Origin of the sequence: Pseudomonas sp. JS425 (assembly GCF_018223845.1) — a bacterium.
Lineage (GTDB): Bacteria > Pseudomonadota > Gammaproteobacteria > Pseudomonadales > Pseudomonadaceae > Aquipseudomonas > Aquipseudomonas asiatica.
The window spans coordinates 1,908,989-1,921,705 of record NZ_CP073661.1; the positions used below are offsets into that span (position 1 = coordinate 1,908,989).

Sequence of the window (12,717 nt, forward strand, 5' to 3'; positions counted from 1 at the left end):
CGGTGAGGCACCCGCATTCCGTGAATACGCCACCTGGGGACCTTTCCATGGCCGCCGACCGCTACCCGCACCTGCTCGCACCGCTGGACCTGGGCTTCACCACCTTGCGCAACCGCACCCTGATGGGCTCGATGCACACCGGCCTCGAAGAGCGCCCGGGCGGCTTCGAGCGTATGGCGGCGTACTTTGCCGAGCGCGCCCGCGGTGGCGTCGGCCTGATGGTTACTGGCGGCATCGCGCCCAACGATGAGGGCGGAGTGTATTCCGGGGCGGCCAAGCTCAGCACCGAGGAAGAAGCCGACAAGCACCGCATCGTCACCGAGGCGGTACACGCTGCCGGCGGCAAGATCTGCCTGCAGATCCTGCATGCCGGGCGCTACGCCTACAGCCCGCGCCAGGTGGCGCCCAGCGCGATCCAGGCGCCAATCAACCCGTTCAAACCCAAGGAACTGGACGAGGCGGGTATCGAGAAGCAGATCGCCGACTTCGTCAATTGCGCGGTGCTGGCCCAGCGCGCCGGTTACGACGGCGTCGAGATCATGGGTTCGGAAGGCTACTTCATCAACCAGTTCCTCGCCGCCCACACCAACCACCGCACCGACCGCTGGGGTGGCAGTTATGAAAACCGCATGCGCCTGGCGGTGGAGATCGTCAGCCGGGTGCGCGGCGCGGTCGGGCCGAACTTCATCATCATCTTCCGCCTGTCGATGCTCGATCTCATCGAGGGCGGCAGCACCTGGGATGAAATCGAGCTGCTGGCCAAGGCCATCGAGAAGGCCGGCGCGACGTTGATCAATACCGGCATCGGCTGGCACGAAGCGCGTATACCGACCATTGCCACCAAGGTGCCGCGCGCGGCATTCAGCAAGGTCACCGCCAAGTTGCGCGGCGTGGTGAACATTCCGCTGATCACCACCAACCGCATCAATACTCCGGAGGTGGCCGAGGCGGTGCTGGCCGAAGGCGATGCCGACATGGTCTCGATGGCACGTCCGTTCCTGGCCGACCCGGACTTCGTCAACAAGGCCGCTGCTGGTCGCGGCGACGAGATCAACACCTGCATCGGCTGCAACCAGGCCTGCCTGGACCATACTTTCGGCGGCAAGCTGACCAGTTGCCTGGTCAACCCGCGTGCCTGCCACGAGACCGAGCTCAACTACCTGCCCGTGCGCACCGTGAAGCGCATTGCCGTGGTCGGCGCAGGCCCGGCCGGCCTGGCGGCAGCCACGGTGGCGGCAGAGCGCGGCCACGCGGTGACCCTGTTCGATGCCGCCAGCGAGATCGGCGGGCAGTTCAATGTGGCCAAGCGGGTACCGGGAAAGGAAGAGTTCCATGAAACCCTGCGTTACTTCCGCAACAAGGTCAAAAGCACGGGCGTGGACTTGCGCCTGAACACCCGGGTCAATGTGCAGGCCCTGGTGGACGGTGGCTACGACGAGATCATCCTGGCCACCGGCATCGCCCCGCGCACGCCGGCCATCCCCGGTGTCGAGCATGCCAAGGTGCTCAGCTACCTCGACGTGCTGCTCGAGCGCAAGCCGGTGGGCAAGGCTGTCGCGGTGATTGGTGCGGGTGGCATCGGTTTCGACGTTTCCGAGTACCTGGTGCATCAGGGCGTTGCCACCAGCCAGGACCGTGAGGCGTTCTGGAAGGAGTGGGGCATCGACACCCATCTGCAGGCGCGTGGTGGCGTGGCCGGGATCAAGGCCGAGCCGCATGCCCCGGCGCGGCAGGTGTACCTGTTGCAGCGCAAGAAATCCAAGGTGGGTGACGGCCTGGGCAAGACCACCGGCTGGATTCACCGCACCGGGTTGAAGAACAAGCGGGTGCAGATGCTCAACAGCGTCGAGTACCTGGGCATCGACGATGCCGGCCTGCACATTCGCGTGGCCGATGGCGAGCCGCAGGTGCTGGCGGTGGACAACGTGGTGATCTGTGCAGGGCAGGAGCCGCTGCGCGAGCTGCAGGACGGGCTGGTGGCGGCGGGGCAGTCGGTACACCTGATTGGTGGGGCAGATGTGGCGGCCGAGCTGGATGCCAAGCGGGCGATCAACCAAGGTTCGAGATTGGCGGCTGAGCTCTGAGATCGCCGGGGCCGCTTTGCGGCCCTGTGGGAGCGGGTTCACCCGCGAATAGGGCTGCGCGGTGCATGGCACCGGCTGCGCCGGTGTTCGCGGGTGAACCCGCTCCCACAGGGGCGCAAAGCGCCCCCGGGATTTCACTGGTAAACTCGCAGCATGCTCCTCGACCTCCCCCAAGCCCCCCTGCAGCCCCTGATCCTGCCCTGGCTGCAACAAGCCCAGGTAGAAGCCGCCATCCTGCGCCTGGACCTGATCGATCCGCTGATCAGCGGCAACAAATGGTTCAAGCTACGCCATCACCTGCAACAGGCCAGCGCCAGCAACGCCCCGGGCCTGATCAGCCTCGGCGGCAACCATTCCAACCACCTGCACGCCCTGGCCGCTGCCGGCAAGCGCTTCGGCTTCGCCACCGCCGGCCTGCTGCGTGGTCACGCCCAGGACACGCCAACCGTGCGTGACCTGCAGACGCTGGGCATGGAACTGCACTGGCTGGGCTATGGCGGCTACCGCGCACGAAATCAAGCGGGTTTCTGGGAGCCCTGGCAAGCGCGCTACCCGGGTTGGTACTGCATCCCTGAAGGGGGCGGCGGGTTGGCCGGTGCACAGGGCTGCGCGCTGATCATGCAGCAGGCACGGGCGCAGATCGCGGCACTGGGCTGGTCGGGCTACGACGCCTGGTGGCTGGCTGCTGGAACGGGGACTACCCTGGCCGGTCTGGTAATGGCCGAGGCGGGCGCACATGTGGTGCATGGTGCAGTGGCGGTACCCAGGGACCATGGTGTGCCGGTGGCGGTAGCTGCACTGGCCGGCGCGCATGGCTACCAACTGCACGACGCCTGCCGTGGCGGTTTCGGCAAATTCGACGCTGATCTGTTGGCGTTCATCGCTGATTGCGAGCGGCACACAGGCGTGCCGCTCGAAGCCCTCTACACTGGCAAGGCTCTGCTGGCCCTGCGTGAGCAGGTCGAGGCCGGGCTGTTCGCGCCCGGCACCCGCCTGATCGTGGTGCACACCGGCGGCCTGCAGGGCCGGCGCGGTTACTTGTAGGGCAGCATGCGCAGCAGCGTGTTGTCGCGCTGCACATAGTGGTGATAGAGCCCGGCCAGAGCGTGCAGGCCGATCAGCCAGTAGCCCCAGCTGCCGATGCGTTCATGCCAGCCTTTGATGAACTTGGCCTGGTCCGGATTCGGGCCGATCAGGTGCGGCAGCTCCAGACCGAAGAACGGCACTGGTTTGTCGGCGGCGCTGAGGATCAGCCAGCCGGCCAGCGGCAGGATGATCATCAGCAGGTACAACGCCAGGTGCATCAGGTGCGCGAGGCCGGTCTGCCAGGCCGCAGGCTTGGGCACGATGGGTGGAGTCGGGCGGCTCAGGCGGATGGCCAGGCGCAACCAGACCAGCACGAACACGCTGAGCCCGAGCATGAAGTGCAGGTCCTTCATCAGGTTGCGTTCGACGCTGTCCTTGGGGAACAGGCCACGCAGTTCGATTAGGGCGTAGACAGCGGCCAGCAGCACCAGCATCAGCCAGTGCAGGGCGATGGACAGGCGCGCGTAATGGGTCGTGGGGGTGGATGAAACCATGATCGGTCCTCGTCATCAGGTCGGAATAGCGCTCTTGCCGGCGCTCAGGAAGTACTGTAGTGGCTACGGGGTAACAAATCTTTGCGCCAGGTCTGTGAAAATTGTGTTGTCTGCACCGGCCCTTTCGCGGGTGAACCCGCTCCCACAGGCACAGCGCTGAGCCAGAGACCTGTGCAGTACCTGTGGGGGCGGGCAAGCCCGCGAAGAGGCCGGAACAGCCTGTATCATGCCTTGGATGTAAATGGCCAACTGTCAGCCACCAGAAACACCCGCTCGGCCTCCTGCCACGCCCCGTCAGCCTCTTGCTCCAACCTCACCAGCAACTGCGCCGGAGCCTGCCGCTCCAGCACATGCAGCCATGCCGCAAACTGCTCCACCGCCCAGCACTCATGCGCCTCGACCCGCGCTGGCGCCAGCCAGGCATGCCGTTGCAGCGGCTGCCATTGCTCACCTTCGCCCATGACCCAGTCCCGCCGCCGCAGCCAGCGCCCGCGCAAGTGCTGCGGATTGGCGCCCTGTGGTGGCTGCGCATGCCCGGGCCACGGGTAGAACAGATAGCCACCCAGCCACACATGCGCCTGCACCTGCTCCACCCCCAGCCGAGCCAGCACCTCGCGGCTGTGTGCCCCCGCCGACATGGGCAACTGGTGCCGTGCCAGGTGCGCCAGTTTGCTTCCCAGTCGGTCATGGCAGCCCGGCCCCAGCCAGGCGTCGGGGTCATGCCCGGGGTGTTCCGGACCCAGGTACAGCTTGATGGCCAGTTCCAGGTGGTGCACACCGTCGCGGTCGCGCAGCACCACATCCAGCTCGCCCAGGGTGCGCCCGCCGTCGCGAATCGCCAGGTTGGCCGCCAGCAGTTCGATGCCCGGGGCCTGGCCCAGGGCGAATTGCCACAGCCGTTCGTAGTAGTGCCCCAGGCGCCGGCTACCCAGCTGCGCCAGCCAGTCGCGCAATGGGCGGTCATCGTCATCCAGCGCCCGCAGCCAGTCTGCCAGGCGCTGTGGCTGGTCCGCCCACAGGCTGCCCGCCAGCGGGTGGCGCTGGGGGCAGGGCGGGGCGCTGAGCAACGGAGGCGACAGCAGGGCCCAGGCCAGGTCGCGCACGTTGGGGCGGCGTAGCTGCCGGGGCAGGTCGTGGAGCAGGGCGAATGGCATCATCCTGCGAGCATAGCCGGTTTGCCGCTACCCGGTGGTTTCGCCCATAATCGCGGCATAGTCACCCGCCGCAGAGCCTCGCAGGAGCCCCATGGAGCAATTTCGCAATATCGGTATCATTGGCCGCCTTGGCAGCTCCCAGGTGCTCGACACCATTCGCCGACTGAAAAAATTTCTTATCGAGCGCCACCTGCACGTGATCCTCGAGGACACCATCGCCGAAGTGTTGCCTGGCCATGGCCTGCAAACTTCCACCCGCAAGCTGCTGGGTGAGGTCTGTGACCTGGTCATCGTGGTCGGCGGCGACGGCAGCCTGCTGGGCGCCGCCCGCGCCCTGGCCCGGCACAACATTCCGGTGCTGGGCATCAACCGTGGCAACCTGGGTTTCCTCACCGACATCCGCCCCGACGAGCTGGAAGAGAAGGTCGCCGAAGTGCTCGACGGCCACTACCTGGTGGAAAACCGCTTCCTGTTGCAGGCCGAGGTACGCCGCCACAACGAAGCCATCGGCCAGGGTGATGCGCTGAACGATGTGGTGCTGCACCCGGGCAAGTCCACGCGCATGATCGAGTTCGAGATCTACATCGATGGCCAGTTCGTCTGCAGCCAGAAGGCCGACGGCCTGATCGTCGCCACCCCCACCGGCTCCACCGCCTACGCGCTGTCGGCCGGCGGCCCGATCATGCACCCCAAGCTCGATGCCATCGTCATCGTGCCGATGTACCCGCACACCCTGTCAGGCCGGCCGATCGTGGTCGACGGCAACAGCGAACTGAAGATCGTGGTGTCCAAGGACCTGCAGATCTACCCGCAGGTATCCTGTGACGGCCAGAACCACTTCACCTGTGCCCCCGGCGACACCATCACGGTGAGCAAGAAACCGCAGAAGCTGCGCCTGATCCACCCGCTGGACCACAATTACTACGAGGTCTGCCGCACCAAGCTCGGCTGGGGCAGCCGGCTGGGAAGCAGGGACGACTGATGCTCGATCCGGCGCGTAGTTTCGACATCATCGGTGACGTGCACGGTTGTGCGCTGACCCTTGAACGCCTGCTCGACGCCCTCGGTTACAAGCGTGTGGCAGGCGTGTGGCGCCACCCGCGGCGCCAGGCGCTGTTCCTTGGCGACATCGTGGACCGCGGGCCACGCATCCGCGAGGCGCTGCACATCGTCCACGACATGGTCGAGGCCGGCCAGGCGTTCTGCATCATGGGCAACCACGAGTACAACGCGCTGGGCTGGGTCACCCCGGCACTGCCTGGCAGCGGCAAGGCCTTTGTGCGCGAGCATACGCCACGCCACGCCCGGCTGATCGACGAAACCCTGACCCAGTTTGCCCACCACCCCGCTGACTGGCACGACTTCGTCAACTGGTTCTACGAATTGCCGCTGTTCGTCGACGCCGGGCGCTTCCGCCTGGTGCATGCCTGCTGGGACCCGCGGCTGATCGAGCCGCTGCGCCAGCAGTACCCCGACGGGCGCATCGACGAACACTTCATCCAGGCCTCGGCGGTGAACGGCAGCTTTGCCGCCACCGTGTGCAACCGCCTGCTGCGCGGTACCGACATGCGCCTGCCGGACGGCCTGACCCTCACCGGTGGCGACGGCCTGACCCGTGCCTTCTTCCGTACCAAGTTCTGGGAAGAAGACCCGCAAACCTACGGCGACATCGTGTTCCAGCCAGACGCCCTGCCCGCGGAAGTGGCCAGCACCCCGCTCAGTCACAGCCAGAAGAACGCCTTGCTGCGCTATGCCGAAGACGAGCCCATGCTGTTCGTCGGCCATTACTGGCGCAGCGGCCGCCCGGCGCCGATCCGCGCCAACCTGGCCTGCCTGGACTACAGCGCCGTGCTCTATGGCAAGCTGGCAGCCTACCGGCTGGATGATGAAACCCGCATCGACCCGCACAAGTTCGTCTGGGTCGACGTCGACCGCCCACAGGCCAACCAATGAACATTATCGAAGTGATGCGCCTGCCGCTGTCGGTCGACCTCAGCGGCTTCGTTCACCTGCTGCAGCGCCTGCAGGTGCCGCACCGGGTCAGCGAGGAGGGCGATGCCCAGGTGCTCTGGGCCCCCGACACCCTGGCAGCGGACGTCCGCGAACTCTACCAGCGCTACCCCGACGGCAACGCCGACCTGCCAGCCACCACCGATCCTGTGGGAGCGGGCGAGCCCGCGAAAGGGCCCTCCCTGGCAGAACAGGCCAAAGCCTGCAAAGTCACCACTATCACCCTGCTGCTGTGCTTCATCGTCGCCGGCCTCACCGGCCTTGGCGACAATTTCACCACCATCAGCTGGTTCACCTTCCTCGATTTCCGCGTCCAGGGCGACTACCTGTACTTCAGCCCGCTGGCGCAAAGCCTGGACCAAGGCCAGTGGTGGCGCCTGGTATCGCCCATGCTGCTGCATTTCGGCGTGCTGCACCTGGCCATGAACAGCCTGTGGTACTGGGAGCTGGGCAAACGCATCGAACTGCGCCAGGGCCCGTGGGCGCTGCTGGGCCTGACCCTGCTGTTCAGCCTGGTGTCCAACCTGGCCCAGCACTACAGCAGCGGGCCGAGCCTGTTCGGCGGCCTGTCCGGCGTGCTGTACGGCCTGCTCGGGCACATCTGGCTGTACCAGTGGCTGGCACCCGACCGTTACTTCAACCTGCCCAAGGGCGTGCTGGTGATGATGCTGATCTGGCTGGTGGTGTGCCTGAGCGGCGTGATCGACACCCTGGGCCTTGGCCAGATCGCCAACGCCGCCCACGTCGGCGGGCTGCTCATCGGATGCCTGACCGGGCTCTTGGGTGGGGCGCTGGCCCGGCGTAAACTGTCGGCTTGAATCAGGAGACACTATGTCCACTTTCGCGCAAATGATTGAAAACATCACCCCGGAAATCTACGAGAGCCTGAAACTGGCCGTGGAAATCGGCAAATGGTCGGATGGCCGCAAGCTCACTGCCGAGCAGAAAGAGCTGTCGCTGCAGGCGGTAATCGCCTGGGAGATGAAAAACCTGCCCGAAGACCAGCGTACCGGCTACATGGGCCCGCAGGAATGCGCCTCGAAGTCCGCGCCGATCGCCAACATTCTGTTCAAGTCGGACTCGGTACATTGATCGAACTCGCTCGTGGCTCGTTGAGCAAGATGGCGGTAAGCCTGCAGGCGCCAGTGGTGCAGTACAGCTTTCGCCTGGATGACACGCAGGTGCCGGTCAACCCGCTGATCGGCCAGCGCCTGCGCCTTGAGTACCTTGGCGCCATTCACTGCAGCCATTGTGGCAAGCGCACCAAGACCAGCTTCAGCCAGGGTTACTGCTACCCGTGCATGACCAAACTGGCCCAGTGCGACGTGTGCATCATGGCCCCGGAAAAGTGCCACTACGACGCCGGCACCTGCCGCGAACCGTCGTGGGGCGAACAGTTCTGCATGACCGACCATGTGGTCTACCTGGCCAACTCGTCGGGGATCAAGGTCGGTATCACCCGCGCCACCCAGCTGCCCACCCGCTGGCTCGACCAGGGCGCCACCCAGGCCCTGCCGATCGTGCGCGTGGCCACCCGCCAGCAGTCCGGCCTGGTCGAAGACTTGCTGCGCAGCCAGGTGCCGGACCGCACCAACTGGCGCGCCCTGCTCAAGGGCGATGCCGAGGAGCTCGACCTGGTGGCCATTCGTGAACAGGTCTTCGACGCCTGTGCCGAGGGCCTGCGCGAGCTGCAGGGGCGCTTCGGCCTGCAGGCGATCCAGCCGCTGGCCGACGCCGAAGTGGTGCAGATGAAGTACCCGGTCGAGGCCTACCCATCGAAGATCGTCAGCTTCAACCTCGACAAGGACCCGGTAGTGGAAGGCACGCTGCTGGGCATCAAGGGCCAGTACCTGATCTTCGACACCGGTGTGATCAATATTCGCAAGTACACGGCCTACCAGTTGGCCGTGCTCCAGTAAAAAGGACCTGCACATGCGTACCGAACAACCGCAAGTGATCTATCTCAAGGACTACCAGGCGCCCGAGTACCTGATCGACGAGACGCACCTGACCTTCGAGCTGTTCGAGGACCATACCCTGGTTCACGCGCAACTGGTCATGCGCCGCAACCCGGCACGCGGTGCCGGCCTGCCGCCACTGGTACTCGATGGCCAGCAGCTGGAGCTGCTGCGCGCCTCGCTGGATGACCAGGAGCTGCAGCCGGGCGACTACCAGCTCGACGCTGACAGCCTGACCGTGCAGCCCAAGGCCGAGCGCTTCACCCTCGACACCAGCGTGAAGATCCACCCCGAGAGCAACACCGCACTGGAAGGCCTGTACAAGTCGGGCAAGATGTTCTGCACCCAGTGCGAGGCCGAAGGCTTCCGCAAGATCACCTACTACCTCGATCGTCCGGATGTGATGAGCACCTTCACCACCACGGTCATCGCCGAGCAGCATCGCTACCCGGTATTGCTGTCGAACGGCAACCCGATCGGCAGCGGGCCGGCAGACGATGGCCGCCACTGGGCGACCTGGGAAGACCCGTTCATGAAGCCGGCCTACCTGTTCGCCCTGGTGGCCGGTGACCTGTGGTGCGTCGAGGACAGCTTCACCCGCCAGTCCGGCCGTGACGTGACCCTGCGCATCTACGTCGAGCCCGAGAACATCGACAAGTGCGACCACGCCATGGTCAGCCTGAAGAAGTCCATGCGCTGGGACGAAGAAGTCTATGGCCGCGAGTACGACCTGGACATCTTCATGATCGTCGCGGTCAACGACTTCAACATGGGCGCCATGGAAAACAAGGGCCTGAACATCTTCAACTCCAGCTGTGTGCTGGCTCGTGCCGAAACCGCCACCGATGCCGCCCACCAGCGCGTCGAAGGCGTGGTCGCCCACGAGTATTTCCACAACTGGTCGGGCAACCGCGTCACCTGCCGTGACTGGTTCCAGCTGTCGCTGAAGGAAGGCTTCACGGTGTTCCGAGATGCCGAGTTCAGCGCCGACATGAACTCGCGCACGGTCAAGCGCATCGAAGACGTGGCCTACCTGCGTACTCACCAGTTCGCCGAAGACGCTGGCCCCATGGCCCACCCGGTGCGCCCGGACAGCTTCATCGAGATCTCCAACTTCTACACCCTGACCGTGTACGAGAAGGGCGCCGAAGTGGTGCGCATGGTTCGTACCCTGCTGGGCGCCGACGGCTTCCGCAAGGGCAGCGACCTGTACTTTGAACGCCACGATGGCCAAGCGGTGACCACCGACGATTTCATCAAGGCCATGGAAGACGCCAACGGCGTCGACTTCACCCAGTTCAAGCGCTGGTACAACCAGGCCGGCACCCCGCGCCTGGAAGTCAGCGAGGCCTATGACGCGGCCGCGCAAACCTACAGCCTGACCTTCCGCCAAAGCTGCCCGCAGACCCCGGACAAGGCCGAAAAGCTGCCGTTCGTGATCCCGGTGGAGCTTGGCCTGCTGGATGCCGCAGGCAACGACCTGCCGCTGCAACTGGCCGGCGAAGATACGGCGCAGGGCACCAGCCGCGTGCTGTCGGTGACCGAGGCCGAGCAGACCTTCACCTTCCAGGGTATCCAGGCCAAGCCGCTGCCGTCGCTTCTGCGTGGCTTCAGTGCACCGGTCAAGCTGAGCTTCCCCTACGACCGCGACCAGCTGATGTTCCTCATGCAGCACGACAGCGACGGCTTCAACCGCTGGGAGGCGGGGCAGCAGTTGTCGGTGCAGGTGCTGCAGGAGCTGATCGGCCAGCATCAGCGCGGCGAGGCACTGAAGCTCGACCAGCGCCTGATCACCGCCCTGGGCACCGTGCTCGGCAATGAGTCGCTGGACCCGGCCATGGTTGCCGAAATGCTCTCGCTGCCGGGTGAGGCATACCTCACCGAGATCAGCCAGGTGGCCGACGTGGACGCCATCCACGCTGCCCGCGAGTTCGCCCGCCAGCAGATCGCCGAGCAGCTGTTCGACGCCCTGTGGGCGCGCTACCAGGCCAACCGCGAAGTGTCGCGCAGCACCGCCTACGTGGCCTCGGCCGAGCATTTCGCTCGCCGCAGCCTGCAGAACATCGCGCTGTCGTACCTGATGCAGAGCGGCAAGCCGCAGGTGCTGCAGGCGGCTTTGGAGCAGTTCGAGCACTGCGACAACATGACCGAGCGCCTTACCGCCCTGGCTGTGCTGGTCAACTCACCGTTCGAAGCCGAGCGGGCCAAGGCGCTGGAAGCCTTTGCCGAGCACTTCAAGGACAACCCGCTGGTCATGGACCAGTGGTTCAGCGTGCAGGCGGCCAGTACGCTGCCGGGCGGGCTGGCGCGGGTCAAGGCGCTGATGCAGCACCCGGCGTTCACTCTGAAGAACCCGAACAAGGTACGTGCGTTGATCGGCGCCTTTGCCGGGCAGAACCTGGTCAACTTCCATGCGGCGGATGGCTCCGGCTACCGCTTCCTGGCGGACCTGGTGATCGAGCTGAATGCGCTGAACCCGCAGATCGCTTCGCGCCAACTGGCACCGCTGACCCGCTGGCGCAAGTATGACGATGCGCGTCAGGCCCTGATGAAGGGTGAGCTGGAGCGGATTCTGGCTTCTGGTGAGCTGTCCAGTGATGTGTATGAGGTTGTGAGCAAGAGCCTGGCTTGAGTTTTCCGTAGCCTGAACCGACCTCTTCGCGGGTAAACCCGCTCCCACAGGTCCTGCACCGCTTTCACGGGCTGTGCAGGACCTGTGGGAGCGGGTTTACCCGCGAAGCTTTTGGAGCCGACAACAAAACATAACACCCCGCCCGTTGTATTCCCGCAAACATCCCCGCTACGATCCCTTCAAGCTATTGCAAGCCTCTAGATCAGGCTTTTCGCAGTACCTGCAGTGCATTGACCCACCAGACAAGAACACAACAGGGGGACAGTCATGAGGGAACAGAACAGGCGCTTTGCCTGGCCATTGGCAGCCAGCGCGGTACTGGCGCTGGGGCTCGGCGTGTGGGCTGACAGCGTGCAAGCCGCTGCCGCCGACGAATATTCCACCGAATCGGCCAAGGCCAGCCAAAGCCTGCTGATCGACGCCACCCATGCCGGTAAGCGCCTGGTGGTAGTGGGCGATCGCGGTCATATCCTGTTCTCCGACGACCAGGGCAGAACCTGGACCCAGGCGCGGGTGCCCACCCGGCAACTGTTGACCGCGGTGTTCTTCCTCGACGACAAGCGCGGCTGGGCCGTCGGCCACGATGCGCTGGTGCTCGCCAGCAGCGATGGTGGTGCCACCTGGAGCAAGCAGTTCGAAGACCTGACCCGCGAAGCACCCTTGCTCGATGTCGCCTTCCTCGACGCCCGGCACGGCTTTGCCGTAGGTGCCTACGGCGCCTTGCTGGAAACCACCGACGGCGGCCAGCACTGGCAGGACGTGGCCGAGCGCCTGGACAACCCCGACCAGCTGCACCTGAACGGTATCGCCCAGGTGCGTGACGCGGGCCTGTTCATTGTCGGCGAGCAGGGCGGCATGTTCCGCTCGGCCGACAACGGTCAGACCTGGGCCAAGGTTCAAGGCCCCTACGAGGGCTCGCTGTTCGGCGTGATAGGCACTGCACAGCCGCGCACATTGCTGGCCTACGGCCTGCGCGGCAACCTGTTCCGCTCCACCGATTTCGGTGACAGCTGGCAACCGATCGAGCTCAAGGCCGCACGTGGCACCCTCGAATTCGGCCTGGCAGGCGCTACGCTTGTCGAGGACGGTAGCCTGGTGCTGGTCGGCAATGGCGGCAGCGTGCTGCGCAGTACCGATGACGGCCAGACCTTCAGTGTCTACAACCGCGCCGACCGCATTGCCCTGGCCGGCGTCAGCGGCCTAGCCGATGGCGGCCTGCTGCTGGTAGGGCAGGGTGGCGTGCACCTGGCTGACCCGCAGGGTGCTGACCAGGAGGTGCGTCCATGACCAGCAGGGAGA

General features: G+C 65.3%; 11 protein-coding genes. 9 read left to right on the plus strand and 2 right to left on the minus strand.

Annotation, left to right across the window (positions count from 1 at the left end; translation table 11 throughout):
* Positions 1-47: 47 nt before the first annotated feature.
* Together KDB76_RS08850 and KDB76_RS08855 are read left to right on the plus strand one after the other, a co-directional pair.
* The gene (locus KDB76_RS08850) at positions 48-2,084 is read left to right on the plus strand and encodes an NADPH-dependent 2,4-dienoyl-CoA reductase (RefSeq protein ID WP_024086536.1); all 2,037 of its coding nucleotides are present in this window, start codon (positions 48-50) and stop codon (positions 2,082-2,084) included.
* 153 nt (positions 2,085-2,237) lie between these two features.
* Positions 2,238-3,128 carry a pyridoxal-phosphate dependent enzyme gene (locus KDB76_RS08855; RefSeq protein ID WP_038409140.1) on the plus strand — a complete coding sequence of 297 codons (891 nt, stop codon included), beginning with the start codon at positions 2,238-2,240 and terminating at the stop codon, positions 3,126-3,128.
* Here KDB76_RS08855 and cybB read toward each other — a convergent pair.
* Together cybB and KDB76_RS08865 are read right to left on the minus strand one after the other, a co-directional pair.
* Positions 3,119-3,664: a cytochrome b561 gene (gene cybB, locus KDB76_RS08860; RefSeq protein WP_013971622.1), complete on the minus strand. Its 546-nt coding sequence runs from the start codon at positions 3,662-3,664 to the stop codon at positions 3,119-3,121. The genes KDB76_RS08855 and cybB overlap by 10 nt on opposite strands.
* Positions 3,665-3,888: 224 nt before the next feature.
* Complete coding sequence (locus KDB76_RS08865; RefSeq protein ID WP_038409142.1) at positions 3,889-4,821, minus strand: DUF1853 family protein; 933 nt, start codon at positions 4,819-4,821, stop codon at positions 3,889-3,891.
* Between the two features lie 88 nt (positions 4,822-4,909).
* Between KDB76_RS08865 and KDB76_RS08870 the strand changes: the two genes are divergently transcribed.
* The 7 genes from KDB76_RS08870 to KDB76_RS08900 all read left to right on the plus strand — a co-directional run bounded on the left by KDB76_RS08870 (position 4,910) and on the right by KDB76_RS08900 (position 12,705).
* The gene (locus KDB76_RS08870; RefSeq protein WP_013971624.1) at positions 4,910-5,800 is read left to right on the plus strand and encodes an NAD(+) kinase; all 891 of its coding nucleotides are present in this window, start codon (positions 4,910-4,912) and stop codon (positions 5,798-5,800) included.
* Positions 5,800-6,771, plus strand: a complete 972-nt coding sequence (locus tag KDB76_RS08875; RefSeq protein ID WP_013971625.1) for a metallophosphoesterase — start codon at positions 5,800-5,802, stop codon at positions 6,769-6,771. The genes KDB76_RS08870 and KDB76_RS08875 overlap by 1 nt, the downstream gene beginning before the upstream one ends.
* Positions 6,768-7,646: a rhomboid family intramembrane serine protease gene (locus tag KDB76_RS08880; protein ID WP_038409144.1), complete on the plus strand. Its 879-nt coding sequence runs from the start codon at positions 6,768-6,770 to the stop codon at positions 7,644-7,646. The genes KDB76_RS08875 and KDB76_RS08880 overlap by 4 nt, the downstream gene beginning before the upstream one ends.
* Before the next feature lie 13 nt (positions 7,647-7,659).
* Complete coding sequence (locus KDB76_RS08885) at positions 7,660-7,920, plus strand: DUF1315 family protein (protein ID WP_003260154.1); 261 nt, start codon at positions 7,660-7,662, stop codon at positions 7,918-7,920.
* Positions 7,917-8,747, plus strand: a complete 831-nt coding sequence (locus tag KDB76_RS08890) for a DUF2797 domain-containing protein (protein WP_013971627.1) — start codon at positions 7,917-7,919, stop codon at positions 8,745-8,747. The genes KDB76_RS08885 and KDB76_RS08890 overlap by 4 nt, the downstream gene beginning before the upstream one ends.
* A 13-nt stretch (positions 8,748-8,760) precedes the next feature.
* Positions 8,761-11,418, plus strand: a complete 2,658-nt coding sequence (gene pepN, locus KDB76_RS08895) for an aminopeptidase N (RefSeq protein ID WP_013971628.1) — start codon at positions 8,761-8,763, stop codon at positions 11,416-11,418.
* Positions 11,419-11,685: 267 nt separating this feature from the next.
* A complete protein-coding gene (locus KDB76_RS08900; protein WP_013971629.1) occupies positions 11,686-12,705 on the plus strand; it encodes a YCF48-related protein in 1,020 nt (339 codons plus the stop codon).
* Positions 12,706-12,717 lie beyond the last annotated feature (12 nt).